This is a genomic window from Erwinia sp. 9145, assembly GCF_000745075.1.
In the GTDB taxonomy this organism is placed as follows: Bacteria; Pseudomonadota; Gammaproteobacteria; order Enterobacterales; family Enterobacteriaceae; genus Erwinia; species Erwinia oleae.
On the sequence record NZ_JQNE01000001.1, the window covers coordinates 1638268 to 1663353 of the forward strand.

The 25086-nt window shown below is 57.0% G+C and carries 23 protein-coding genes; 11 read left to right on the top strand and 12 right to left on the bottom strand.

What is annotated here, in order from left to right; translation table 11 throughout:
- Nucleotide 1: 1 nt before the first annotated feature.
- From FA91_RS08055 to FA91_RS08095, 9 genes are all read right to left on the bottom strand, one after another.
- On the bottom strand, nt 2–1423 hold the full coding sequence (locus tag FA91_RS08055) for a serine/threonine-protein kinase (protein WP_034914359.1): 1422 nt from the start codon (nt 1421–1423) through the stop codon (nt 2–4).
- A gap of 24 nt (nt 1424–1447) precedes the next feature.
- Nucleotides 1448–2398 (bottom strand): hypothetical protein, encoded by a 951-nt coding sequence (locus FA91_RS08060; RefSeq protein ID WP_034914362.1) that lies wholly within the window; start codon nt 2396–2398, stop codon nt 1448–1450.
- Between the two features lie 14 nt (nt 2399–2412).
- Complete coding sequence (locus FA91_RS08065) at nt 2413–3189, bottom strand: PP2C family serine/threonine-protein phosphatase (protein ID WP_034914364.1); 777 nt, start codon at nt 3187–3189, stop codon at nt 2413–2415.
- Nucleotides 3186–4337 (bottom strand): type VI secretion system-associated FHA domain protein TagH, encoded by a 1152-nt coding sequence (tagH, locus tag FA91_RS08070; RefSeq protein WP_034914366.1) that lies wholly within the window; start codon nt 4335–4337, stop codon nt 3186–3188. Before tagH ends, FA91_RS08065 begins: the two co-directional genes overlap by 4 nt.
- 44 nt (nt 4338–4381) lie before the next feature.
- A complete protein-coding gene (gene tagF / locus FA91_RS08075) occupies nt 4382–5080 on the bottom strand; it encodes a type VI secretion system-associated protein TagF (RefSeq protein ID WP_034914369.1) in 699 nt (232 codons plus the stop codon).
- Nucleotides 5081–5127: 47 nt separating this feature from the next.
- Complete coding sequence (gene tssM / locus FA91_RS08080) at nt 5128–7191, bottom strand: type VI secretion system membrane subunit TssM (protein ID WP_051937103.1); 2064 nt, start codon at nt 7189–7191, stop codon at nt 5128–5130.
- Nucleotides 7191–8411 (bottom strand): type IVB secretion system protein IcmH/DotU, encoded by a 1221-nt coding sequence (gene icmH, locus FA91_RS08085; protein ID WP_034914370.1) that lies wholly within the window; start codon nt 8409–8411, stop codon nt 7191–7193. The genes tssM and icmH overlap by 1 nt, the downstream gene beginning before the upstream one ends.
- Nucleotides 8412–8513: 102 nt before the next feature.
- A complete protein-coding gene (locus FA91_RS08090) occupies nt 8514–9005 on the bottom strand; it encodes an SH3 domain-containing protein (protein WP_156103065.1) in 492 nt (163 codons plus the stop codon).
- Nucleotides 9006–9397: 392 nt separating this feature from the next.
- A complete protein-coding gene (locus FA91_RS08095) occupies nt 9398–10192 on the bottom strand; it encodes a DeoR/GlpR family DNA-binding transcription regulator (protein WP_034914373.1) in 795 nt (264 codons plus the stop codon).
- Nucleotides 10193–10550: 358 nt separating this feature from the next.
- Here FA91_RS08095 and FA91_RS08100 point away from each other — a divergent pair, with 358 nt between their 5' ends.
- From FA91_RS08100 to FA91_RS08140, 9 genes are read left to right on the top strand one after another with little or no spacing between them, the layout of a single operon-like run.
- Nucleotides 10551–11360: a transketolase gene (locus FA91_RS08100; RefSeq protein ID WP_034919120.1), complete on the top strand. Its 810-nt coding sequence runs from the start codon at nt 10551–10553 to the stop codon at nt 11358–11360.
- A complete protein-coding gene (locus FA91_RS08105; protein ID WP_034914375.1) occupies nt 11357–12274 on the top strand; it encodes a transketolase C-terminal domain-containing protein in 918 nt (305 codons plus the stop codon). The genes FA91_RS08100 and FA91_RS08105 overlap by 4 nt, the downstream gene beginning before the upstream one ends.
- A 10-nt stretch (nt 12275–12284) precedes the next feature.
- Complete coding sequence (locus FA91_RS08110) at nt 12285–13082, top strand: GolD/DthD family dehydrogenase (RefSeq protein ID WP_034914378.1); 798 nt, start codon at nt 12285–12287, stop codon at nt 13080–13082.
- A gap of 46 nt (nt 13083–13128) precedes the next feature.
- A complete protein-coding gene (locus tag FA91_RS08115) occupies nt 13129–14064 on the top strand; it encodes a D-ribose ABC transporter substrate-binding protein (protein WP_034914380.1) in 936 nt (311 codons plus the stop codon).
- 44 nt (nt 14065–14108) lie between these two features.
- A complete protein-coding gene (locus tag FA91_RS08120) occupies nt 14109–14720 on the top strand; it encodes a DUF2291 domain-containing protein (protein WP_034914381.1) in 612 nt (203 codons plus the stop codon).
- Between the two features lie 12 nt (nt 14721–14732).
- A complete protein-coding gene (locus FA91_RS08125; protein ID WP_231566759.1) occupies nt 14733–16280 on the top strand; it encodes a sugar ABC transporter ATP-binding protein in 1548 nt (515 codons plus the stop codon).
- 35 nt (nt 16281–16315) lie between these two features.
- Complete coding sequence (locus FA91_RS08130) at nt 16316–17383, top strand: ABC transporter permease (RefSeq protein WP_034914384.1); 1068 nt, start codon at nt 16316–16318, stop codon at nt 17381–17383.
- The gene (locus FA91_RS08135) at nt 17376–18878 is read left to right on the top strand and encodes an FGGY-family carbohydrate kinase (protein WP_034914386.1); all 1503 of its coding nucleotides are present in this window, start codon (nt 17376–17378) and stop codon (nt 18876–18878) included. Before FA91_RS08130 ends, FA91_RS08135 begins: the two co-directional genes overlap by 8 nt.
- Before the next feature lie 21 nt (nt 18879–18899).
- The gene (locus tag FA91_RS08140) at nt 18900–19697 is read left to right on the top strand and encodes a glucose 1-dehydrogenase (RefSeq protein ID WP_034914388.1); all 798 of its coding nucleotides are present in this window, start codon (nt 18900–18902) and stop codon (nt 19695–19697) included.
- Here the strand turns inward: FA91_RS08140 and FA91_RS08145 are convergent.
- The gene (locus FA91_RS08145; RefSeq protein WP_034914390.1) at nt 19694–20236 is read right to left on the bottom strand and encodes a YbhB/YbcL family Raf kinase inhibitor-like protein; all 543 of its coding nucleotides are present in this window, start codon (nt 20234–20236) and stop codon (nt 19694–19696) included. The two genes, FA91_RS08140 and FA91_RS08145, sit on opposite strands and share 4 nt — an antisense overlap.
- Nucleotides 20237–20449: 213 nt before the next feature.
- On the opposite strand from FA91_RS08145, the gene FA91_RS08150 reads away from it, so the two are divergent.
- Complete coding sequence (locus tag FA91_RS08150) at nt 20450–21853, top strand: YchO/YchP family invasin (RefSeq protein WP_051937105.1); 1404 nt, start codon at nt 20450–20452, stop codon at nt 21851–21853.
- A gap of 97 nt (nt 21854–21950) precedes the next feature.
- Here the strand turns inward: FA91_RS08150 and FA91_RS08155 are convergent, their stop codons facing one another.
- Both FA91_RS08155 and FA91_RS08160 read right to left on the bottom strand, forming a co-directional pair.
- On the bottom strand, nt 21951–23030 hold the full coding sequence (locus FA91_RS08155) for a porin (protein ID WP_034914394.1): 1080 nt from the start codon (nt 23028–23030) through the stop codon (nt 21951–21953).
- Nucleotides 23031–23479: 449 nt separating this feature from the next.
- The gene (locus tag FA91_RS08160) at nt 23480–24376 is read right to left on the bottom strand and encodes a LysR family transcriptional regulator (protein WP_034914397.1); all 897 of its coding nucleotides are present in this window, start codon (nt 24374–24376) and stop codon (nt 23480–23482) included.
- 101 nt (nt 24377–24477) lie between these two features.
- Here FA91_RS08160 and FA91_RS08165 point away from each other — a divergent pair, with 101 nt between their 5' ends.
- Nucleotides 24478–24807 carry a YciI family protein gene (locus FA91_RS08165; protein ID WP_034914399.1) on the top strand — a complete coding sequence of 110 codons (330 nt, stop codon included), beginning with the start codon at nt 24478–24480 and terminating at the stop codon, nt 24805–24807.
- Nucleotides 24808–25086: the final 279 nt, after the last annotated feature.

Sequence of the window (25086 nt, forward strand, 5' to 3'; positions counted from 1 at the left end):
ATTACAGTCCCGGATTAATCAGCCAGGTGCCGGGTTTGTTGATCTCCAGCTGCTGGCTGTAAATATCATTACCGGATTGCACCGCAATCTTGTAACTTCCCGCCGCCAGGTTCAGTGACGCATAGCCGCTGTTATTCGGTTTGACGTCCACCGGCGTGCCGTTGAGCAGCACCGTTTCTTCGTTAGTCAGTTTGAGATAAACCGTGGCCATCATGGGCGCAGTGTTGGTGGCGGGAGCCACCTCCGCCTGGCCGGAAGCGGCAGCGGGCGCCGTATCGGCAGACTGCGGCGCGTCCCGCTGGTTCAGTATCACCACCAGGCCAATAATGGCCAGCACGGCGATGCCGCTCAACAGCGCTAAAGGCATCGACAGCCTGCGCGCGCGGCGCGGCGTGACGAGTTCAGCGGTGCCCGCAGCGGGATTAACCGCCAGCGCAACCGGCTCATCAGGTTCGGGCGCGGGTTCCGGCACCTCTTCCCTGTGCAGCATGGCTGTGGTGCCAACCACCAGTTCCTCCACCGTTGAAACCGGCAGATCGATAAGGGCGGCGAGTTCATCAATGGACTGTGGACGATCGTGCGGCTTCATCATCAGCGACCGATCGATAGCGTTAAGTAGCGACAGCGAAAAGCCTTCCGGCCGAAGCTGGGTCAGCGGCTGATAGCGATCTTCGATACAGCGCACCACGCTCACCGGCGGCGGGCTGCCGGTGACCAGCGTATGCAGTACGGCACCCAGCGCATAGATGTCCGTCCACGGCCCCTGCTCGCTGTCACTCTCTTCGCTGTACTGCTCGATGGGCGCATAGCCGGGCTTGAGCATGATTTCCGTTTGATCGGAAAGGTTGCCAATCTCTTTGCGTGCCGAGCCGAAATCCAGCAGCACCGGTAGCTGGTTCTCCTGAATCTGGATGTTGTCCAGCGAAATGTCCCGGTGCAGGTAGCCAGCCTGATGAATGGTGCCAATCGCGCCGAACAGCGGCGGCAGCAGCTGGCGGATCCAGGCGTCGTCAATCGGCTGCGCGCTGTTCTGTTGCCACTCTTTAAGCGTCATTCCGCTGTAATAGAGCGTACCCATGTACGCCGTGCCGTTCTCTTCCCAAAAACGCAGGACGTGCAGCAGACCAGGATGCGTGAAACGGGCCAGCAGGCGCGCCTCTTTAATAAAGCTGTTTTTGCCTGCGGAGAAGAGCCGCTGGTGACGTTCGCTTCGCAGCGTGATCGACATATCCTCCGCCCGCGAGGCCAGCGACACGGGAAGATATTCCTTGATGGCGATGGTGCGTTCGAGAAGGTGATCCCATGCGCGATAGACGATGCCAAAACCGCCACCGCCAATGACTTCTTTTATCTCAAATTCGTTAAAGCGATAGCCTGCCGGAAGGGTATTGGGCAGATTTTTTGCGTTGTCATTTGCCGACATAATAACCACTCTCTGTATGCAGGGCTAGTTAACGGTGCGCCAGGCGCCAATTGCCGGATCGGCCAAATCTTCATGAAGATCGTCTACCAGCAGCACGGTAATTTTTATTTGTGGGCTGACCACCGCAGACCAGGCATTTCTCAGTGCTTCAATGCGGCTTTTTAGCGCGTCGGCGTTGGCGGCTTCGCTGCGGCTCATTTTCACCAGTAGCGTACCGTCAAAAGACCACACGTGCAGGGACGCGTTGAAGGGCAACACCAGCCAGCTCTCTTTGGCATCCGCTTTGGTCACCACAAGACGCTGATTATTCGCGGTGACGATCTCCAGCGCACCGGCTACCTGCTTAATATTGCGCAGTGGGTAGCCTTCGTAAAATTGTACCGCGACCGGCTGCGCTTTACCGTTCGTTGAGAGCGTCAATTCGGTGCTGCCTTCCAGCCAGCCTTCGGTAGAACAGCTCAGGCCTTTGCCTTCCGGAATAAACAGCGACTGACCGTTTTTGTCCCACCAGGTGCGGAAATGGCAACCGCCCGGCAGGTCGAAATGCTGCAAAGGATCGCTGTTGGCCGGTTGAGAGAGGTCGAGAGGGGCCGCGTTGCTTTCCGTGGCGGCTGCCGTTGAGTCAGCAATAACAATCGGACGCCAGCGCTGCTCTTTGGCGGCGGTGCCCGTAGCCAGCACCGTTCCCTGGTCGTTGGTCATCTGCCAGGGAAGCTCCACCAGCTTACCGCACTGATTCAGCAGCAAATTACCCACGCGAGGCAGGAAAGAGACCAGCACGCTGGACTCTTTACTCTTGCCGGACACAATGCGCAGATGAATATTTTCCTGACACCAATCCTGAGGCGCTTTACTGCTGACGCCGTCAATGAACACTTCCAGCGCCAGGCTGGGAGAGTAAACCACGCGATAATCTTCCGCCTGAACGGCAGAAGCAAACATCATGAGTGCAGTGGCGGGCAACCAGTATTTCATAAGGTTCCTTGGCGTTAATCCCGCGGCGGCAAAAAGCGAGCCGAATCCGCTGTGGATTGAAACAGAGTGGTCTCCTGTGGCGAGCCTACCCAAACCGCCACAGCACTTAAATTATCTTTTTTATCGCTACGATCGATCGCGTCCTGCATCAGCGCCAGCCACTCCTGCGGCGAGTTGACCATGCGCAGCGCCTGCTCCATCTCCTGCTCGCTGAGGCTGGACCAGAAGCCGTCGGTACAGACCAGAAAAGCGTCGCCGTCTTCCAGGTGAACCACCTCGCTGTAGCTGACGGACTGGCTTCCTTCCGCGCCGAGAGCAGTATAAAGTAAATTACTGTTAATTCCGGTATTTTCATATCCCGCATCGCGCATCTGCTGCGCAAGACTGTGGTCGCGGGTGACGGCATGAATAAACCCGCGGCGGAAGTGATAAACGCGGCTGTCGCCAGCGTGGGCCCACCATGAGCGCTGTTCGTGGCGGTCAATAAACAGCGCCGCCAGCGTGGTGCTCATGCGCTTCAAATTCAGATTATTCCTCTGCATGTCACGGATGGCATTTTCCGCCACGGCAATCCATTTTGCCGTTTCACCAGGTTCAATGGGCCTGTCGTCGTGCAGTTCGGCGAGCAGCGCATCGCGGGCAAGCTGGGCGGCCATGTCGCCGCCGGCATCGCCCGCCACGCCGTCACACACCAGAAAACAGGCGCTGGCGTTGCCCAGCAGAGTACCGGTTCTGTCCTGGTTACTTTCGCGCGCGCCAATTTGCGACGTTGAAGCAAAATTTATATTCATTCTTCATCCGGCCTGATTTGTGAGTCTTTGTACTGATGAACTTCCATATCGTAAGCCTTCAAAAAGGCCTCGCCGAAAAGCGTATGAAAATCGTCTTCAATTTCACCAGAGGTCTGCTGATAATGGCGCAAAAAATAGTCCCACAGCGCGGCCTTTTTACCCGTGCTGAACGCAAAACGCGGCAGAATTCCGTCACGCTTTGCGTTGTCTTCCAGGCGCTGCGGGTTAAAAGATTGCAGCATGGCGGCGATAATGGCGCGAATACCGGCGATCATGCCTAACTGGTGCGCCTGCAAATCGACCATCGCATCCCTGACAGCCTGTTCGGCAGGCATAAAACCAGGCATCTGGCTTTGATAGATCTGCATCAGCACCGTCTTGCCTGACGGTAAGATTTTGAAGGGATTATTGGCCTCGTTCAGAATCATCGTCATTTCGGCTTTCACGCCGCGCTTCAGTATGGAGCGTGAAGAGAGCAGCGCGACGGTACCCTGTGAAAACAGGCTCAGCATGCGTCCGGTCATGCGCATTTGCTCTTCAGTCAGCGCGACGCCGCCATGTTCAAGGCCCATCCCCTCCACCAGCGCCGCAATAAGACGGTGTTCATTTCCCTGTACCGCGACGTTATTCACGGCGGACGCCTCAGAGGCGACAGGATCGATGCCCAGCCTGGCTTCATTTTGCCTGGCGGCACGCGCCTGCTGTTGCTCCACGCTTGCGCTCTCCATCGGCTGCACCAGGATTGGCGCCTCCTCGGTGAGGATGCCTAACGGATCGTTCAGGCCCGGATCAAAAAGGGCCAGCGGATCGAGCGTCTCTTCAGGCGCGGCTTGTGCAACGAGTGGATCGCTTACCGCAATGCGATACTCGCCAATACCGAGCACGTCGCCATGACGTAATATCGTCTGGTTGCCGCGTGTCAGCGCAACCCCGTTATGGATAACGGCGCTGACGCTGCCCTGGTTGGTGAGTCGGCATTCGCCGTTACCGGCAATATGCACCACGGCCTGCAACCGGGAAATCGCCCGATCTTCATCGGGCAGGACAAGGTTATTGTCAACGCTGCGGCCAATGGTGCCGCCGGGAGCGACAAATTCACAGACGGTATCAGGTGCTTCGGTTTTGCTTTCAACAATGGTAAATCGCATGCGCTTTTCCTGAAGCCAGGGCCTGAAATTCAGGCCGAAAAACTCTATTCAAACATGGGCGGATAGAGTCCGTGACGACCCGACTGCGAGACGGCAGCGGGATCGAACAACTGGGAAAATAAATGGGCAGTTAAATTGCCGCTGTGCTTATGGCTGGCCAGCGGATAGCCATCACTCTGATTTGTCCACCAGTAGCTGGTGTACTGGGTGGGATCGAAGCGGACGGCGACCTCGCGCCACGCCAGCGTGCAGGGCAGATCCTGATAGCCGATGACATCCATGATGTCTGACTGCCCGGTATCCGGCAGCGCCAGCGGCGTGAGCGCCTTCAGCGCGCTGTCAAGCTCTTCCGCCGTACAGGTAAGCTGAGTGGCCTGGCAGAGCACGTCGCCGAGTTGGCGAAACCACTCTCCTGATACGGCCAGCTGAGCGGGATGCCAGTGGCTTACCGGCACGCTCTGTAGGGCAATCAACGGCCAGGCGCGGCCCACGCGATCCCGTGAAGGCAGCATGCAGCCGATCTGCACACGCTGAACGCCAAGCGTCGCCGGTAGCGCAAAGTTCCACACCGGTGCACGGCTGAACTCAACGCTGATGCCGTCGCTGTGATGATGCCAGTGGGTCAGGCCCAACTGAAACCAGTTAAACCAGCTGGCGACAATATTTTCTGACAGCCGACGCTGCAAAAAATCACCCGTCCCTGGCAACTTGCCATACCATCCCAGGTCATTTTTCTCTGCCATCGTGATGACCTTATCGGTGAGTAAATGATATGAGTGCCCTGAAATTATTATCGCTGAGAGGCAGGTTGCTGGCCCGCATTCGTAGACAGCTTTTTCACCACCAGCCCATTGTCCCGTGCAAAAGGCGAGGTCTGAATCTGACGATCCAACAACTGGCTCAGATGCCAGTCGAGCTGCTGAAGCTGGCTGGTTGTTACGCTGGCGGGCAGGGAACGCTGGAGATTTTGCATCACCCAACCACGTAAAAATTCGCCGTCATAGCTCCGCGGCTGGTAAAGCATTTGATAGGCGCGTAAGGCGTTACGACTGAATTCACTGTCGCTGCCGTTATCATTTCGTAGCGTAGCAGTGATGGTTTGCGCCACGCGCGGTAATAACAACGATTTCAACGCGTTCTGATAAAAACTCCAGGCAGCGCCACCTATCTGTTCGCCCCGATACAGTCCCGCTCGCATGGTGATCGGCGGCGCGTCAAGCGTGAAGCCGTTACTCTGCGGCAGCGCCACCAGGCTATTCAGAAAGGGTAGCAGATCCAGGATGTTTCCGGTGTTATTACGCGTCAACAGGCGCGCCTGCTGCTCAACGGGCGGCAGTCTGGTCGCCACCTGTTGCAGATAGCGCTGATTTTTAAAATAGCTCGTCGTCCACAGCCCTGCTGCGGTAAGCAGCGTGATGCCGAGGATGCCATAGCCTGTCCAGTGAATCAGCCGGTTGCGGTGTTCCCACGAGCGGTCGCTGCCCGCCAGGTTGCGCTCGGCGAAAATCATATCGCTCAGCAGGGTACGAATAAAATAGCTGTGGCCTCTGTTCGCCGGAATAGGGGCATTGCGGTGAACGCTGTCCCAGCTGGCAATGGTGTGGTTTGCCTGCTGCGGCAGCTGGAGCTTACGCGTCAGATCTCCCATGATACGATCAAACGGCAGGCCTTCCTGAGTGCCGCTGGTGAAGAACAGGCCGCGAGGCGCCCAGGGCATTTCACCGTTTTCCGGTGAGAAAACAATGTCGAGATACTCCGCCAGCAGCGGGCGAAGCGACGCAAACTCCTGCGGGAAAAGGAAGCAGTCCGCGCGCAGGCTCAAATCGCTCTCTCTGGTCATTCGCTCCGGCAGGTCATCCATCAGGCTGGACGACAGCGCGCGGAACTGCTGCTCAAACAGCGCGTGGAGATCCTGTCCGCTCTGTAATTTGTTGTGCCACGGAAAGCTGAAACCCCAAATTTTGTCGCGCTGAGCTTTATCCAGCGACCCGAAATAGCTCATAAAGCCTTTCAGCAGATCGGTTTTGGTCACCATCACATAGACGGGAAAATGGATACCGGTTTGCTGATGCAGTTCCGCCATGCGCTGGCGCAGGGAACCCGCCTGCGCAATGCGCACCTCGGCGGAGTCGCTAAGCAGGTCGGCTACGCTTATCGTCATTATCACGCCGTTAATGGGCTGACGGGTGCGATAGCGCTTCAGCAGATTAATAAACATGTGCCACTCGCCGGCATCGCGTGCGCGCTGGCTCTCCTGAAGCGTGTAGCGTCCCGCCGTATCCAACAGTACCGCCTCATCGGTAAACCACCAGTCGCAATGGCGCGTCCCGCCGATGCCGCGCAGCGCAGTTTTCCCCAGCGTTTCGCTCAGGGGAAACTCCAGCCCTGAGTTGATCAGCGCCGTGGTTTTCCCGGCGCCGGGCGCGCCCACAATCATGTACCAGGGCAGCTGATAGAGATACTGTGCCGTAAATCGCTGCAACCATCCGTTTCTCTTTCTGCCGCGCGCAGGGAAATGGCGTTTTTTCAGCATCATCGCCGCATCGGTAAAGCGGGAGGTCAGCAGATCTTCCGTTGCGGCCTGCTCGGCGTGGTCAACGCCGCTGGTTTGCAGGTTAGTAAGCAGTTTGCTGTTGAACCAGGCGCGGTAAAGCTGCGGGATAAGCTGGAAACAGATCCACACAAAGTAGCAAATGCCAATGGCGATCTGTCGGTTGAGCCTGCTTTCAAGCCAGTGAACGCCCTCAAGTGAAAACAGCGGCCCCAGAACCCAGACCAGTGCCGACAGGGCAGTAACGCCCACAAATCCCCACAGAAGGCGATTGAAAAACAGATTATAAAAAGTGGAGGGCATCAGGATTTCCCCGCGTGACTGTCATCGATTACCGGGGCCGGTGACAGAATGATTTCTACCCGGCGGTTCTGCGCCCGGTTCTCTGCACTGTCGTCAGGCAGCAGGGGATTGCTGTCGCCGCGTCCTTCGCTTCTGAACAGATGGCCCGGCATCGCCATCTGCTCGCGCATTTGCAGCGTGACCGCACGGGCCCGCGCCAGTGAATACTCAAAATTCGAGGCAAAGTTATTGTCAGGCACCGGCTGATTATCGGTATAGACGCTGACCTGAATCGTCCCTTTGCTGTCATCCATCGCGGCGGCAACGCGGTTAATAATCGTCTTGCCCTGCGGCGACAGATCGCTTCTGTTGCTGGCATAGAGGGCATCAGCCTGAATGATCACCTTGCTGCCGTTTGTGCCGTCAGCCACGTCAAGCTGACGCGAAGCGATGAGATCGCCTAGCCGACGACGCAGGTCGAGCAGCGCCTGGCTGGCGTTGGTTCGGACGGCGATTTCAGTTTTCGGCAGCGGCATCTGCCAGATAGCGCGCAGCAGCGGTTCGGTGGCATTACCCAACCGCCAGTTCAGACCGGAATAGAGAAGAGCGGCAACGAATGCCGTCACCGCAAAGCAGGCCCAGAGAGGAGCAGGCGGACGCCAGAGGGTATTTTGCAGCGTGTCATGAAGCGGTTCCACTGCCGTTTCGCGCAGAGGCGCGCCGCGCGTTTCAGCAATGAGCCGAGTGAGTCGATTCCGCAGCGCGTCGCGCTGAATACGGCCCTGCTCCATTCCACGATAGCGGCCTTCATAGCCGAGCAGAAGGCAGTAATGAATAATTTCAAGCAGCCAGAGATGCTGATCTGGCGTTTGCGAAACGCGCGACAGGAGCTGAAACACTTTTTCGCCGCCCCAGCTTTCATTATGAAAGGTGACCAGCAGGCCATTTCCTGACCAGATGCCGCGCGTTCCCCACGGCGTTTGCGCGGCGGCTTCATCCAGCACGCTACACAGGCAGTAGCGCGCGCCGATGATCGTATCAAACGGCAGACCGGCCTGCTTGCAGCGCGCTTCAAACTGGCGCATCTCGTCGACAAGCTGCTGGCGCAGCCCGGCAGGGTCGTCATGCGTCGCGGCCAGGCGGATCTGCACAATGGCATTCAGCAAAGGCGCGGCGGCAGTCAGTAGCGGGTTGTCATGGCTGACGGAGCGAGGCGCGTCAGCGGCGTTTTCCAGCGTCATCAGGCTATTTTGAGTTCCGCTTCAGTGCAGTAGTGATACTGCTATGTCCATACCGTTGGCGAAGCATGCCCGCCATCCCGGAACGGGAAGGGCGGGAAAACGCTACTCCAAAATCCAGGTTGCGGTGTCGCTGTTACGGCAGGCTTTACTTTTATCGCCCACGTCAACGCACACTTTTTTAACGCTTTTGCGCGGACGAGGGCGATCGTTGCGCACCGTCGCGTCATAGAGGTCTTCTTTTACGCCTGCCTTGAAGGGCACATAGCCGATGAGTTCCTGCTGATCCGTTTCGGCCACGGCCAGCCAGTGGTTTTCCACTTCACCCAACACGGTAAAGGGCTTACCGTTCTCCAGATAACGGACAACGTTGCCGCTGAAATCCGGACGGGTCATCACCGACGCATTGTAGAGCGCACGATAGGTTTCATTTACAGGAGAGAAAGCCTGTGGCGCCTGAACCGCATGACGATGCGTAAGCGTAACGCCATCGACTTCACTGGTCACGACGGTATCATCAGTCACCGGCGGCGGCGGTGCCTTACATCCGGCCAGAGTCAACACGGCCAGCAGGGTTAACGCGATGCTCGTTTTCACATTGATCCTCGTGAATTTCATCAGTGAGTCTTATTGTCCAAGGCGAAACCCTGATATTTTGCCGCCGCCCGGCAGAGTAACAGGGCGGCGACATTAAAATTATTCAGGTTTACAAAAAGATAAAACCATAGCTAGTTTACATTACGTATTTGAGATTGGGAACCATTGCAGGCAGACGGATTCCATGTTAATAGCCCGCATACAGGCGCTTTAAGACCCTTCAGGGCAACGCGTGCGACGATTTGATTAAGAAGCATAATCTATTAGCGGTTTCGTTAACAGGAAATGGAGACAGCGCGCGGATCAGAGAACGAAAAACCAGATAAAAACTGTAATAAAATTCATGAGTAACGCAGCGAAAATAATTTTATTTTGCCGCGTTGACTCGCGGTTCACCCACCGGCAACCAGCACATTGACGCCCAGGGCTTCAAACGCGGCCACCGACTCCGGTGTGATGCCATTATCGGTGATGAGATAGTGAATATTGCTCCAGTCGCACGGCAGCGCGAACATGGACACTTTATCTATTTTGCTGGAATCCGCCACCACATATACCGTTCGCGCTGACCTGATCATCGCGCTTTTCACTTTAATATCGGTTTCGCTTGGAAAGCTCAGCCCCAGGCGGGGCGAGATACAGGCGGTGGCGAGGAACAGCTTCTCCGCCAGTACGTTTTCAAAAAAGCTGGCCGCCTTTTCTCCGGAGGTGGAAAGTGTGGGGAATTTAAACGTGCCGCCGGTCAGCAAAATGTTGATGCCGGGCTCGCCGCCAAGCATCAGTGCGATATTGACCGCAGTAGTGACAACCGACAATTTGCGAATGTGGCCGATCTGTTGCGCAATAGCGGTAGTGGTGGTGCCTGAATCGAAAATCACCGTGTCGCCATTTTCGATATGCTGTGCAGCCAGCCTGCCGATAGCCTGCTTCTCATCAAGGTGAGTTTGCCGTTCAAGCAGTAATGCGCCGGTATTCTGTTTGCCGGTAGCCAGCGTTGCGCCGCCGTGATAACGCTGAACATACCCCTCTTTTTGCAGATTCCGCAGGTCGGTTCTGATCGTTGCTTCCGTCAGACCAAATGCTTCGGTGAGCATCTTAACGGTGACGGTGCCGTCCTCACGAATCATCTCCAGAATCTTTTCCCGACGCTGTTGCATATCCGCAAACTGCTCATTTTTGTTTTTCAACAGAAATACTCCCTCTGCCCGGCTGCGGCCGGGAACGTCGCACGCCCACTTTCTGAGACAAATATTACTCTGCGGCGTGCCGGAAAGCGAATTGAAACGAAAATGGCCTTTACTTTCGAATGAAAATTAAAGCTGTTCACAACAGGCGTTCTCAGGACTTAATCTGGCGATAATTCAATCAATTATAAAGAGTATTATTTTTTATCTACTAATTTCAGCAGGTTGAACAAATACGATCTCTTTTGTTCGAAATTTGATCTCCCCCACAAATAAGTAGAAAACGATAGCGTATATTTTTATTCGAAAATGAAATGCAGTTTACTACCCGCTCGACGGCTCTTCAGACAAAGAGGTAATGATGGACTCTCAGACAATCAGACAGACGGCGCGGCAGGCACGGCGCTACGTGCTGCAAATGAATCATCGGGCAGGTAAAGGCCATACGGGCGCAGATCTGTCTGAAGTGGATATTATTTGTACGCTGTTTATGGCAGTGATGGACCGGCAGGCCGCGCGACCGGATCAGGATCGCTTCATCCTGTCGAAAGGTCACGGCGCAGGCGGGCTTTACTGTAGCGCGGCGGCGATGGGGCTGATCGCTCCGGAAGTGCTCGATCAGTTTATGGGCGACGACACGCTGCTGGCAGGGCATCCGATTCGACAGAAGCTGCCGGAACTGGTGGAGATCAACTCCGGCGGATTGGGGCATGGACTGCCGATCGGCGTTGGGCTGGCGCTGGGAAACAAGCTTTCCGGACTGGGCCATCGGCGGGCGTTTGTGCTGTTGGGCGACGGTGAACTGGCAGAAGGGTCCAACTGGGAAGCGGCCATGTCGGCGAGCAAGTTTCGTCTTGATAATCTCATCGCCATCGTCGATCGGAATCGTCTGCAACTGGCGGGCAAAACTGAAGAGATCATGCCGCTTGAGCCGCTGGCCGACAAATGGCTGGCGTTTGGCTTTGAGGTGATTGAGTGCGACGGCCACAATCCCGACGCCATTCTTGCCGCCGTGAACCGGCCTTCTGCGGGCAAACCGCGGGTGATCCTTGCCAACACCGAAAAAGGGCACGGCATCTCATTTATGGCCAATGTGCCGGCCTGGCACCACGGGGTGCCCGACGATGAACAGCTGGCGATTGGGCTGGCAGAGCTGGAGGAAGAGCAATGAAAGATTTACGCGACGCCGTTATCGCCACGCTGCTGGAGGCGCAGCAGAATGGCGCAAATCTCAGCGTGATGGTGGCGGATTCCACTTCCACGTCAAAAATCGCGCCCTTTGAAAAAGCCTTTCCGGATCGGGTAATTAACGTCGGCATTGCCGAGCAGAACATGGTCGGTATGGCCGCTGGCGTGGCGCTCAGCGGGCGCACCGTGTTCACCGCCAATGCGGCACCGTTTCTTTTTGCCCGCTCAAATGAGCAGGTTAAAAATGACATCTGCTATACCGAAACCAACGTCAAAATGCTCGGGCTTAACGCCGGCTTCGCCTACGGGCCGCTGGGCGCAACGCATCACTGCACCAACGACATTGCTAACGCCCGCACCTTTGGCAACCTGCAAATTTTCGCCCCGGCGGACGCCGTCCAGGCCAGCGCCATCACGCGCTACGCCATTCAGCACAACGGCCCGGTCTATATCCGCATGGACAGCGACAAACTGCCGGTGCTGCACGATGACAGCTGGCAGTTTGTACCGGGCAAGCCGGAAGTGTTACAGACGGGAGAAGAGACGATTGTGTTCTGCCTGGGCACGCTGGCGCACGAGGCACTGGCGGCAGAGGAGCAGGGCATCACTATTGTCTCGCTGCCGTCGCTCTGGCCGCTGGACGAAACGGCAGTGGTCAAACTGATTGCCGCGCACCGCCAGGTCATCGTGATGGAAGAGCATTCGCTGAGCGGCGGCCTCAGCAGCATCATTGGCGAACTGCTGCACAAACACGGTCTGCGTCAGCGTTTTATCCCGCTGGGCATTCCGGCGTATGAATTTACCCACAGCAGCAGTCGCGAAACGCTTCGCGGTCAGTTCCGCATTGATGCGGCAGGCCTGCGCGTCACGCTGCGCGGCATCGCCGCCGCCGCATAAGGAGCCCGAAATGAGTCAAGAATACGATGTCAGTCTGCGTTACGGCGTGGACAGCGGACAGGATCTGAGCGGCAAGGTTGCGGTGGTGACCGGCGGGCTGGGCGGCATCGCCATGGCCAGCAACGACATGCTGCTGGCGAAAGGCGCGCGGCTGGCGCTGCTCTATCCCGCTTTTGAGCAAGGGAAGGCTGATGAAGCGGCAACGCGTTTTGATGCGGAGCGCGTGCAGTTTGTTCAGTGCGATGTCACCGATCCGAACTCGGTGGAACAGGCGATTGCCGCCGTTGAGCACCGCTACGGGCAGATCGACATTCTGATCAACTGTGCTGGCTATGTGATGCTACAACCGGTGCTGGAAACGGATATTGACGAGTGGCATAAGCAGATCGCCGTCAACCTGACCGGGCCGTTTCTCTGTTCGCAGGCGGCGGCCAGACGGATGGTCAGCGCCGGGCGCGGCGGCAAGATCATCAACATCGCCTCCCAGGCGGCCTCAATTGCCATTGATAACCACGTTGCCTACACCTCCGCCAAGGCCGGTCTGCTGGGCATGACAAAGGTGATGGCGAAGGAGTTTGCGCCGCACAAAATCAACGTGAATACGCTCTCGCCCACGGTGGTGCTGACGCCAATGGGCGAAAAAGCCTGGCGCGGTGAAAAAGGCGAAGCGATGAAGCAGCTGATCCCGCTGGGACGCTTTGCTTATACCGATGAAATTGCCGCCGCCGTACTGTTCTTTTGCAGCAATGGCAGCGACATGATCACCGGTGCCGACCTGATGATCGACGGCGGTTTCACTATCTGGTAACCCGAACACCCTGTACCCACACAATAACAACAGTGAGAGAACCTCTATGAAAACGCGTTTAACGCTATCAGCCGTTGCTGCGGTCTGTGCCCTCTCGCACGCCGCTATCGCCGCTGAAAAGGGCACCATTATGATCCTCGTTAACTCGCTGGATAACCCGTATTACGCTTCCGAAGCGAAAGGGGCCAGCGTCAAGGCGCAGGAGCTGGGCTACAAAACCACCGTCCTTTCTCACGGCGAGGACGTCAAAAAACAGAGCGAACTGATCGACGCGGCTATTGGTAAAAAGGTGCAGGGCATCGTGCTTGATAACGCCGACTCCTCCGCCAGCGTCGCCGCCATTGAAAAAGCCAAAGACGCGGGCATCCCGGTGGTGCTGATCAACCGGGAAATCCCGGTTGATGACGTGGCGCTTGAGCAGATCACCCACAACAACTTCCAGGCCGGCTCGGACGTTGCCAACGTCTTCGTGGAAAAGATGGGCGAGAAGGGCAAATATGCCGAGCTGACCTGTAACCTGGCGGATAACAACTGCGTGACCCGTTCCAAATCCTTCCATCAGGTACTGGATCAGTATCCGGATATGCAGAGCGTGGCGAAGCAGGACGCCAAAGGCACGCTGATTGATGGCAAACGCATCATGGACAGCATTTTACAGGCGCACCCGGATGTGAAAGGGGTGATCTGCGGTAATGGCCCGGTCGCGCTGGGCGCGATTGCGGCGCTGAAGGCGGCGGGACGGAGCGATGTGACGGTTGTCGGGATTGACGGCAGCAACGACGAGCGCGATGCGGTGAAAGCCGGCACGCTGAAGGCCACGGTGATGCTTCAGGCGCAGGCGATTGCGGCGCAGGGCGTGACCGATCTCGATAACTTTATTCAGAAGGGCGCTAAGCCGCAGAAGCAGCGCGTAATGTTCCGCGGCATTCTGATTGACCAGGAAAACGCCGGCAAGGTACAGGATTTCAACTTCAAATCGTAATCGGGCCGAGCAGCGCCCCTGCCGGGGCGCAAAGGAGAAAACCTATGTCCATGCGAGTCTGGCTGGCAATGGCCGCGCTGCTGCTCGGCGGCTGTCGCATCGTTTCACAGCAGGAGTTAGCCGACCTGAAAAACCCGCCCAATCCCAACATGGCCAATATCAACGCCACCTGGTCGCAAAAAATTGTGCCGCAGGTGCAGCAGGAGGCCAGGCCGCTGGGCGAGCTGATGAAGAACCTCGCCGATGCGAAGGATTTCGACAGCGCCTGCCAGCAGTACGGTCACCGCAGCCAGGCTGAAAACCCCTGCGTCTTCGCGGTAAAGATCAGCGGCAGCGTCACGGCGGTGAATGCCACCTCGCGCAGCGGCAAAATGACCGTGCAGGATCAAAGCGGCCAGCGCGTGGTGGTGCAGACCGGGCCGATTATACGCGGCACGGCGCTGCGCGACGTTTACAAAGGCGCGAGCTATCAGGACTTTAACGATCAGGTGCTGTTTGGCGATTACGGCAAGGCGATCAACACCCTGGCGGCCAGTGACATGAAAAAACTTCAGCCGAAATCGGGCGATAACGTGGAAGTGGATGGCGTGTTCAGCAGTTGGGACGTGCCGAAGAGCGTACCGGATATCACGCCCGCGCGCGTGGTGCGTCAGTAAGGAGTGAAAACAGTGCAGAGCGAAGCTGAACACCTGACGCCGGTCGCCGACGGTCATGAAGTGATTATTGAAACCCGCAACGTCTCGCGCATCTATCCGGGCGTTATCGCGCTGGACAGCGTCAGCTATCGCGTCTGGCGTAACCAGGTCAACGTGCTGATTGGTGAAAACGGCGCGGGCAAGTCCACCATGATGAAGATGCTGGCGGGTGTGGAAACACCGTCCTCGGGCCAGATCCTGCTGGACGGCAAGCCGGTGACGCTGACCTCCACCCAGCAGGCGGAAAAGCACGGCATCAGCATTATTTTCCAGGAGCTGAATCTCTTTCCGAACATGAATGTGATGGACAACATTTTCATCGGTAACGAGTTTTTCCAGCACGGGGTGATTAACGAAAAATATCAGTATCAGTTAGCGAAGGCGCTGCTTGAGCGGCTGGAACTGGATGTCGATCCGCTGGCGCCGCTTGGCGAACTGGGTATTGGTCATCAGCAACTGGTTGAGATTGCGCGGGCGCTGTCAAAGGACACCCGCGTGCTGATTATGGACGAGCCGACCTCAGCGCTCAGTCAGTCGGAGGTGAAGGTGCTGTTCACTATTATCGGCGCGCTGAAGCGGCGCGGCGTCACCATTATCTATATCTCTCACCGGCTGGAGGAGCTGATGGAAATTGGCGATTGCATCACCATTTTTCGCGACGGGCGACGCATCGCCGAGCGGGAAGTGCGCGACGCCAGCGTACCCTGGATTATTGAGCAGATGGTGGGCGATAAGAAAAAACACTTTGACTATCAGCCTGCCGAACAGCGCGAAACCGTCCTTCAGGTCAACGGGCTGACCGCGCTGGCGCAGAACGGCGGCTACACGCTCAACGATGTCAGCTTTGCGCTGCGCAAGGGCGAAGTGATTGGCGTTTACGGCCTGCTGGGGGCCGGCCGAACCGAACTGTTCAAAGGGATCATTGGCCTGATGCACTGCGAGCGCGGCAGCGTGCTGATGAACGGCGAAAACCTTGAACGCTGCGGCTTCCAGCGTCGCCTGAAAAAGGGCATTGCGCTGGTGCCGGAGGATCGCAAAGGCGAAGGGATGGTGGAGATGATGTCCATTAAAAGCAATATGATGCTCAGCGACCTCAGCCTGAAGGGCTTTCGCCGGGCGCTGGCGCGGCTGAATCCGCAAAAGGAGACCGCGCGCGTGGACGAGATGATCGCCCGGCTGGCGATCAAGGTCAGCGATGCCGAACTGCCGGTGACCTCGCTGAGCGGCGGCAACCAGCAGAAGGTGGTGCTGGGAAAAGCGCTGATGACCGCGCCTGAGGTGGTGCTGCTTGATGAACCGACCCGCGGCATTGACGTGGGCGCAAAAACCGATGTTTACCACCTGATTGGTTCAATGGCGCAGGCAGGGCTGGCGGTGATGTTCTCCTCATCGGAACTGGACGAGGTGATGTCGCTGGCCGATCGCATTCTGGTGATGGCCGACGGAAAAATCACCGCCGACCTGACCCGCGCAGAAGCCACGCGCGAAAAGCTGATCGCCGCATCCACGCCACACGACTAATCGCGCCAGCCACCGGCGGGCAGTGAGGAAAAAACATGAATCAGAAATACCTGCTCTATATGTATCTGCTCAAGGCGCGCACCTTTATTGCGCTGCTCATCGTGATCGGCTTTTTCAGCGTCATGGTGCCGAACTTCCTGACGCCATCAAACCTGCTGATCATGACGCAGCATGTTGCCATTACCGGCCTGCTGGCCATCGGTATGACGCTGGTGATCCTTACCGGCGGGATCGACCTCTCGGTGGGGGCGGTGGCGGGCATCTGCGGCATGGTGGCGGGTGCACTACTCACCAACGGCCTGCCCATCTGGGGTGAGCAACTGCTCTTTCTGAACGTGCCGGAAGTGATCCTGGTGGTGACGCTGTGTGGCGTGGTGATTGGCCTGATCAATGGCGTGGTGATCACGCGTCTCGGCGTGGCGCCCTTTATCTGCACGCTGGGCATGATGTACGTCGCGCGCGGCGCGGCGCTGCTGTTCAACGACGGTGGCACCTATGCCAACCTGGTGGGCTTCGCGCCGCTCGGCAACACCGGTTTCGCTTTTCTCGGCGCCGGGAAGCTGCTGGGCGTCTATCTCCCTATCTGGCTGATGGTCGGCTTTCTGCTGCTCGGCCTCTATATCACCCGTAAAACGCCGCTGGGACGCTATATCTACGCCAGCGGCGGTAATGAATCCGCCGCGCGACTGGCGGGCGTACCGATTGTGAAAGTGAAAATGTTTGTCTACGCCTTCTCCGGCCTCTGCGCCGGGCTGGTCGGGCTGGTGGTGGCCTCGCAGTTGCAAACCGCGCACCCGATGACCGGCAACATGTTTGAAATGGACGCCATCGGCGCGACCGTGCTCGGCGGCACGGCGCTGGCGGGCGGACGCGGACGGGTCTCCGGCTCGATTATCGGCGCCTTTGTGATTGTGTTCCTCGCCGATGGCATGGTGATGATGGGCGTCAGCGACTTCTGGCAGATGGTCATCAAAGGGGTGGTTATTGTTACCGCCGTGGTGATCGACCAGTTCCAGCAGCGTCTGCAAAGCAAAGTGGTGCTGATGCGTCGCCACGAAAAAAAGCAGGCTGCCACACCGTTGTCTGAGGTCAGTCATGGCTAGAGATCTGATTATTGCTCTGGACGAGGGCACCAGCAATGTGAAGGCGGTGGCGATTGACGCGCGCGGTGCGGTGCTGACAAAAGCCTCGCGGCCGCTGTCGGTTTCCACGCCGCAGCCGGGCTGGGTGGAACAGGAAGGTATGACGCTGTTGAACATGTCGCTGACCGTGCTGCGCGAGGTGATTCAGAGCGTCGGTGAAAACCGCGTTGCCTGCCTTGCCATCAGTAACCAGCGCGAAACGGCGATCGGCTGGTACCGCGCCAGCGGCGCGCCGCTCGGCCCGGCGCTGAGCTGGCAGTGCGCCCGTTCGGCTGCGCTGTGCGAACAGCTTCGACACGATCGACAGGAAGCGCGGATTCGCGCCATTACCGGGCTGCCTGTAGCACCGCTGTTTTCCGCGTCGAAAATGCGCTGGCTGCTGGACAGCCTGGCTGAGGGTCATGCGCGTGCGGCCAGCGGCGAAATCTGTCTGAGCACCATTGACGCCTGGCTGCTGTGGCACTTTACCGGCGGCAAACAGTTTCGCTGCGATACCTCTAACGCCTCCCGCACCCAGCTCCTGAACCTGCAAACCGGCGACTGGGACGACGAGATGCTGGCGTTGTTTGGTCTGCCGCGCGCCGCGCTGCCGCAAATCCTGCCGTCCGCCGGGCTGTTTGGCGTTACCTCAGGGCTGAGCGGCATTCCCGACGGCCTGCCGATCATGGCGATGATCGGCGATTCCCACGCGGCGCTGTACGGCCACGGGCTGGGCCTGCCCGGCGCGGTAAAAACCACCTATGGCACCGGCTCATCGGTGATGGCGCCGCTGCTGACGCCCGACACCTCATTGACGCAGCTTGCCACCACCGTCGCCTGGCGCGACGGCGAGCGCATCACCTGGGGGCTGGAGGGCAACATTCCGCACACCGGCGACGGCGTTGCCTGGATGGCGCAGGCGACCGGACTGACCGACGGGAAAGGACAGGTGCTGAGCCGCGCCCTGCACGAGCTGCCCGCCAGCGTGGAGTCAACGCTCGGCACCTATTTTGTTCCCGCACTGACCGGCTTAGGCGCGCCCTGGTGGGACGATCGCGCGCGCGGCGTTATTTGTGGATTGAGCCGGGGCGTGACGCCTGCGCACCTGATCCGCGCGGCACTGGAGGCGATTGCCTATCAAATCGCCGATGTGATTGAGGCGATGCGTCAGCATCCTGATTTTCATCTTGACCGGCTGATGGTGGACGGCGGCCCGACGCAAAACGCCTGGCTGATGCAGTTTCAGGCCGACCTGCTTGGGTGCCCGGTCGCCCGCAGCGCCACGCCGGAGCTCTCCGCGCTGGGCGCTGGCCTGCTGGCTCGCCGTGCGCTTGAACACCTGACCGACAATCAACTGAGGCTGCTGCTCCCTGAGCACGACAGCTGGCTTCCTGACGCAGAGCGTCATCATCAACTGCAACAGACCTGGCAGGGCTGGCGTGACGCTGTCACGCGTACGCGCTGGCAGCCCGTCTGATCATTAAATAAGGAGAGAGTGATGGAGCGCAATTTTAGGGGGAAAACCGTGGTGATCACCGGCGCCTGTCGCGGGATCGGCGCGGGTATCGCCGCACGGTTCGCCCGCGACGGTGCAAACCTGGTGATGGTGTCCAATGCGGCGCGCGTTCATGCGACCGCAGAGCAGCTGCGCGGCGACTATGGCGGCGAAATCCTTTCGCTGGAGGCAGATGTGACGGATGAATCGCAGGTACAGGATCTCTACCGGCAGAGTGCAGAACGCTTTGGCAGCGTTGACGTCTCTGTGCAAAATGCAGGGGTGATCACCATTGATACGTTTGAACGGATGCCGAAAGCCGATTTTGAGAAAATCCTGGCGGTTAACACCACCGGCGTCTGGCTCTGCTGCCGGGAAGCGGCGAAGTATATGGTTAAGCAGCGCGCTGGCAGCCTGATTAATACCTCTTCCGGTCAGGGGCGGCAGGGATTTATCTATACGCCGCACTACGCCGCCAGCAAAATGGGCGTGATCGGCATCACACAGAGCCTGGCGCACGAGCTGGCGCCGTGGAACATCACCGTCAACGCGTTTTGCCCCGGTATCATTGAAAGCGAAATGTGGGATTATAACGACCGCGTCTGGGGCGAGATGCTCAGCAGCGAAGGGAAACAGTACGGCAAGGGCGAACTGATGGCGGAATGGGTTCAGGGCATTCCGCTGAAGCGCGCAGGGCAGCCGCAGGACGTGGCGGGACTGGTGGCCTTTTTAGCGTCCGATGATGCACGCTACATCACCGGACAGACCATGAACGTCGACGGCGGTCTGATTATGTCTTAATCGTTACCGAATCGTCCCACCAGGCCCGCCGCGCCCAGCGCATGGCCCTTAAGCTTGCCGATCAGCTCTTCACGCGTCAGCCCCTGCGGCAGAGCATCTGGCGCCAGGTCGGTAGCGATCAGCGTAAAGATATAGTGATGCGCTCCGCTGCCAGACGGCGGGCAGGGGCCATAATAGTGAAGCGTGCCGGGGGTATTTTTACCGCCGGTATAGTCTTTGCCCTTCGTCAGTTCTCCCCGGGCGAACATACTGCGTTGGGCCGGGATGTTATAAGCCACCATATGGTTAACCCCAATGCCTTTGGCGCCGACCGTATCCACCAACGTCAGCGCGTAGCTTTTGGTGCCGGCAGGCGGATTGCTCCAGCTCAGCGCGGGCGAAATCCCCTCGCCGGTACAGGCGGGTTTACCCTCTGCATTCCCCGCAAACTTCTTATCCAGCAGTGCGTTATCGCTGAAGTCGGGCGAGCTGAGCGTAAATACCTCCGCCGCGCTGGCGGTCATCGTGCAGAACATCAGGCCGAGCGCTACTCTTTTCATGTCATAACTCCCTGATAAAAGTCTCGTGCAAAGTCTGGTTGATATTTCGCCACTTTACCAGTGTGCTATCGCTTCGTTTTCCTGCTTACCCGCCCGGGGCGGGCCGTTACCTTTCCTGACAAAAACTGTGTTAAGGTGGTTATTCAGCAAATTTGTGAGCTATCCGACACTTTGGTTTAAAAATCGTCTTGATTTACAGCAATTAATGAGGTTATGAGCAAACTCAATCCACTGCGTTTTTCGCTTTACGCGTCGTTGGTGACGCTCCTCACGTTTACTGCCGTCCGCGCGGAGACCGTATCGGACGCGCCTTTCAGCGATCCCGATCGTTTTTCACAGCTTCCCGATCTGGGGAGCGCCAGTGCAGCAGACGCCGCGCTGGCCAAACGCATCGCCGAAGCGATGAAGAGCATCGGTCAGGCCAGCATGGACAGCAGTGACGATACGTCGCTGAGCACTCAGGCAGGCCAGTGGGCGTTTAACCATTTTCGCGATGAAGCCGCCCGACGCGTTGAAAACGAAGGAAAGAGCATGCTTTCTCCGTACGGACGCGCCGATCTGTCGCTAAAGGTGGATGAAGACGGCAGCTTCAACGGCACCTCCGCACAGCTTATTACGCCGTGGCAGGACAACTACCAGTATCTTACTTTCAGCCAGCTTGGGGTTGAGCAGAGCGATTACGGCCTGGTCGGCAATGCGGGGCTGGGGCAACGCTGGCTGGCGGGTGACTGGCGGTTGGGCTATAACGCCTTTGTCGATCAGCTTTTTGAGTCCGATCTCCGTCGCGGCTCCCTGGGTGCAGAGGCGTGGGGCGATTTCCTCCGGCTTTCCGCCAACTATTATCAGCCGCTGTCAGGCTGGCGCGAGCGCAGCGCCGTCTCTGAAATGAGAATGGCGCGCGGTTACGACATCACCACGCAGGGCTATCTGCCGTTTTATCGGCAACTGGGCGTCTCGCTCAGCTATGAACAGTACCTTGGCGATAACGTGGACCTGTTTAACAGCGGCACCACCGGCAGCAATCCCTCCGCCGTTAAGGTTGGCGTGAGCTATACGCCGGTGCCGCTTTTTACGCTTACTGCGTCACATAAAACGGCAGATACCGGCGAATCTCAGGATCAGTTCGGCCTGAAAATGAACTATCAGATCGGCGTGGCGCTGAGCAAGCAGCTTTCTGCCGATAACGTGGCGGCGGCGCGTTCGCTCAGTGGCAGCCGCTACGATGCGGTTGCGCGCAACAATACGCCGGTCATGGAGTTTCGCCAGCGCAAAACGCTGACGGTATTTCTTGCCACGCCGCCGTGGCAGGTGCAGCCAGGCGAGACGCTGCCGCTGAAATTGCAGATCCGCAATGCGAATCCGATCAAAGGGGTAAGCTGGCAGGGCGATACGCAGCAGCTCAGCCTGACGCCGCCGGCAAACAACGCCGATCCGCAGGGCTGGAGCATTATTATCCCGTCATGGGACAGTTCACCCGGGGCCAGCAACGAATACCATCTTTCGGTGACGCTTGAAGACAGCAAACAGCAGCGCGTCACGTCCAACTGGATCACCCTGAAGCTGGTGGCGCCGGTAACGCTGCAAAGCACGGACGCTCTGGATTTGATGGCACCATAAACGAGTGCCGAAAAAAACAGGGGCAGATGCCCCTGTCCGGAGGGAAGCGCTTTCAACTTCTGAAAGCGATCGGTACAACATCCATGCGGCAAAGCGGTCAGAACTGGTAAACCATCCCCACGCCGGTAATGTCGTCAGTAGAGAGGCCCAGCTTGTTGTCGTCTTCAAGCAGGTTGATGCGGTAATCCGCATAGAGCGACATATTGCTGTTCAGGTAGTACTTTGCTCCCACGCTGGCGTACTTGATGATATCGGCATCGCCAATTTGCTCAATGTCTTTACCGCGCGAGGCGACATAGGCCAGAGAGGGGCGGAAGCCGTTCAGGAACTGGTACTGCGCCACAATCTCAATGAGCTGCGCCTTATTGGCGTACCCGTTGCCGCCGGGTATCCAGGCCGCGTTGCGCGTTTCGCCGTACATCGCGGCAAGATAAAGCTGGTTCGCGTCATACTTCAGCGCCGCAGACCACAGTTCCGCACGGTCGCCTTTGCCCAGTTCAACGGCGTTCTGCGCCTCAGTACGCCCGACGCTGGCCCACGCGGCAACGGCGCCAATGCCGGAATCATCCACATACTGAATGGACGCGGCGTAGCCTTCACGGTTTGCACGTCGAACGGCCTCATCGCCGGTGCGCTCATTTTTACCCTGATACTGTGCCGCAATGCTCAGTCCATCCACCAGGCCGAAGAAATTGCTGGTACGCCAGGTTGCCACGCCGGTTGCGCGACTGGTGAGGAAAAGATCGCTGCCTGCGGAATCACCGCCGAACTTCGGCAGCATATCGGTGTAGGCCAGCACGTCGTAAATCAGCCCGATGTTGCGGCCATAATCAAAGGAACCGAAATCGCCAAATTTCAGGCCAGCATAGCCAAGGCGGGTGCGATTGTTCCTGTGTGCGCCTGCGGCCGCGTCTTCACTGTTGTTCAGCTGAAACTGATACTGCCAGACACCATAGCCGGTGATCCGCTCAGAAATCTGCGTTTCACCGATAAATCCGAAACGGGCATAGCTGTCATCCCCCTCTTTATTTTTATCGGAGGAGATGAGCCGGCTGACGTCAACCTTTCCGGTAAGATCCAGCTTGTTTCCGTCTTTATTATAAACGTCTGCGGCGTTGACACTGCTTATTCCAAGAAGGGCAGGGATGGCCCATGCCAGTAATTTACGCTTTATCATATTGAACACCCTGTTCGTTTTATTATTTGACGTCCGTTTGCGTCATGGAGAAATTACACAGCAAGGTGAGAGGAGAGAAATAAATACATGTAACAAAATGTAAAATAAGGACGGCGATCGCGTATTTTGCCGTAAAGCATAATAAATTGAGCATCATTGTGAAGAATATTTTAGTTAATTATTTGAAAATAATGATTTATTTATCATTATAATAACAATTTAAAATCAAATAAATAACGCAATGCTATTGATGGGCGTGAGCTATAAGTAATTATTCAGCGTTATATAAATAGCATTGAATTTTATTTGTAAAACTTAAGTGTTTCGATGTTATCGATTAACGTAATGCAATGGCCGCCGGTTTTTTATGGCGCCTGTTTTGCGCTGCACACGGCAGCGCTTATTTAATGCGATAACGCGCGCTTTCTTGCTGAGGCTGTCGACACGCTTTATTCGTTAAAATAGTCACACAACTCATCAATAAAAATCTTATAGCGGGTTTCGTTTGCCCGCGAAGCGTCATATAACACGTTCATCACCCGTTCGGGAATTTTATAGTCTTCCAACAGGGTAACGAGTTGTCCCTTTTTAACCGGTTGTTCAAGTCCCTTTTCATAACCCATCAGCACGCCCGCGCCTTTTAATGCCGCTTCGAGTATTGCCCCCCAATCGTTAATTGTCAGTCGGGAAGTTACCGTCACTTCTGTAAGCCCGTCGCTGCTGGTAAAGGGCCATTGACAGGTTAACCCCGCCGGCCACGGGGAAAAACCAAGGCACTCGTGATGTTCCAGGTCTGAGGGATGCGTCGGCCAGCCATGACTTGCCAGATACTGAGGGGCAGCACAGACAATAAGCCGGTAGGGCAACAACGGTTTCGCTGCAAGCCTGAGATGCTTATCGGGTTCGCCAATGCGGATGACCATATCAAAATCCTCAGAGGCCGGATTGATAACCTCATCGGACAGGGTGAGTTCAATACTCATTAGCGGATAACGCCCGAGAAACTGGCTCAAAAATTCCGCTAAGGCATAACGCCCGAACGTCACCGGCGCATTCAGCCGCAGCGTACCTGAAGGGATTTCGGCAGCGCCGCTTGCTTCTCTCTCGGCATTATCAATCGCCTGCAAAATGGCTTCGCACCGGCTGAAGTACAGAGAGCCGGTAGGGGTGAGGCTTTGCCTGCGTGTCGTTCTGTTGAGCAGGCGGGTTTCCAGCGTCTTCTCCAGCGCCGCTATATGGCGCGCCACCATTTGCGGAGACATGCTCAGCCTGGCGGCGGCGGCAACAAACGAACCTGTTTGTACCGCAGCAACAAAGGTTCGCATGCCCGTCAGTTTATCAAGCATTAACAACTCCGGGTTGTTTCAGAACGCCATACGGGTTCGTTTTAAAAACTGTGGATACGCATTATGCTTGTTTTTTACTTAATCTACAGGTCGGAGAATTGATGAGCATCTATATCGTAAGAATGGACCATCCGGAAGGTATCGAGTGGAATACCTTTGTTCGTGAACATGTGCTTTACCTGAAAGAGCTGATCAAACAGGGAAAACTGTTAGCGTCCGGCCCGCTGAAGAACACACCGCTGCGGGCTGGCTTTCTTATTTTCAGGGCTGAAACGCGGGATGAGGTTCAGATGATGGTCAAAGCAGATCCGTTTGCTCGTGAAAATCTCATTGCACACCTGGATATTCAGGAATGGGATCCATTATTCGGCCAGCTCAGCGCGCTGTCGAGTCATCTCACTGTCGATGAGTTGCAGGACCTGGTTGACTGAGAAAGGCGCCATTAACTGTTTGCTCTCGCCGCCAACCCAGCTACCTCGCAAGCGCTGTTTCCCTGCCCGCAAATCGTGCAGATGGGCAACAGGGGTGCATTAAGCGCACCCTTTTGAACAACAATGCTGCCAGCGATCACAAAAGCGATATTTTATTTTATAAATGCATAATTCATCTCTTTTCAATCTGGTGTTCCTGTCGCCATCAGACACTTATTCACTAATTATGCAAATTACCTGAATATGGATCGAACGTAACCTGTTGATATTCCGTTGTTG

What these genes read in the sequence shown, in the direction of transcription:
- FA91_RS08055 (WP_034914359.1), bottom strand. Translation starts at nt 1,423, where the DNA reads ATGTCGGCAAATGACAACGCAAAAAATCTGCCCAATACCCTTCCGGCA.
- FA91_RS08060 (WP_034914362.1), bottom strand. Translation starts at nt 2,398, where the DNA reads ATGAAATACTGGTTGCCCGCCACTGCACTCATGATGTTTGCTTCTGCC.
- FA91_RS08065 (WP_034914364.1), bottom strand. Translation starts at nt 3,189, where the DNA reads ATGAATATAAATTTTGCTTCAACGTCGCAAATTGGCGCGCGCGAAAGT.
- tagH (WP_034914366.1), bottom strand. Translation starts at nt 4,337, where the DNA reads ATGCGATTTACCATTGTTGAAAGCAAAACCGAAGCACCTGATACCGTC.
- tagF (WP_034914369.1), bottom strand. Translation starts at nt 5,080, where the DNA reads ATGGCAGAGAAAAATGACCTGGGATGGTATGGCAAGTTGCCAGGGACG.
- tssM (WP_051937103.1), bottom strand. Translation starts at nt 7,191, where the DNA reads ATGCCCTCCACTTTTTATAATCTGTTTTTCAATCGCCTTCTGTGGGGA.
- icmH (WP_034914370.1), bottom strand. Translation starts at nt 8,411, where the DNA reads ATGACGCTGGAAAACGCCGCTGACGCGCCTCGCTCCGTCAGCCATGAC.
- FA91_RS08100 (WP_034919120.1), top strand. Translation starts at nt 10,551, where the DNA reads ATGGACTCTCAGACAATCAGACAGACGGCGCGGCAGGCACGGCGCTAC.
- FA91_RS08105 (WP_034914375.1), top strand. Translation starts at nt 11,357, where the DNA reads ATGAAAGATTTACGCGACGCCGTTATCGCCACGCTGCTGGAGGCGCAG.
- FA91_RS08110 (WP_034914378.1), top strand. Translation starts at nt 12,285, where the DNA reads ATGAGTCAAGAATACGATGTCAGTCTGCGTTACGGCGTGGACAGCGGA.
- FA91_RS08115 (WP_034914380.1), top strand. Translation starts at nt 13,129, where the DNA reads ATGAAAACGCGTTTAACGCTATCAGCCGTTGCTGCGGTCTGTGCCCTC.
- FA91_RS08120 (WP_034914381.1), top strand. Translation starts at nt 14,109, where the DNA reads ATGTCCATGCGAGTCTGGCTGGCAATGGCCGCGCTGCTGCTCGGCGGC.
- FA91_RS08130 (WP_034914384.1), top strand. Translation starts at nt 16,316, where the DNA reads ATGAATCAGAAATACCTGCTCTATATGTATCTGCTCAAGGCGCGCACC.
- FA91_RS08135 (WP_034914386.1), top strand. Translation starts at nt 17,376, where the DNA reads ATGGCTAGAGATCTGATTATTGCTCTGGACGAGGGCACCAGCAATGTG.
- FA91_RS08140 (WP_034914388.1), top strand. Translation starts at nt 18,900, where the DNA reads ATGGAGCGCAATTTTAGGGGGAAAACCGTGGTGATCACCGGCGCCTGT.
- FA91_RS08145 (WP_034914390.1), bottom strand. Translation starts at nt 20,236, where the DNA reads ATGAAAAGAGTAGCGCTCGGCCTGATGTTCTGCACGATGACCGCCAGC.
- FA91_RS08150 (WP_051937105.1), top strand. Translation starts at nt 20,450, where the DNA reads ATGAGCAAACTCAATCCACTGCGTTTTTCGCTTTACGCGTCGTTGGTG.
- FA91_RS08155 (WP_034914394.1), bottom strand. Translation starts at nt 23,030, where the DNA reads ATGATAAAGCGTAAATTACTGGCATGGGCCATCCCTGCCCTTCTTGGA.
- FA91_RS08160 (WP_034914397.1), bottom strand. Translation starts at nt 24,376, where the DNA reads ATGCTTGATAAACTGACGGGCATGCGAACCTTTGTTGCTGCGGTACAA.
- FA91_RS08165 (WP_034914399.1), top strand. Translation starts at nt 24,478, where the DNA reads ATGAGCATCTATATCGTAAGAATGGACCATCCGGAAGGTATCGAGTGG.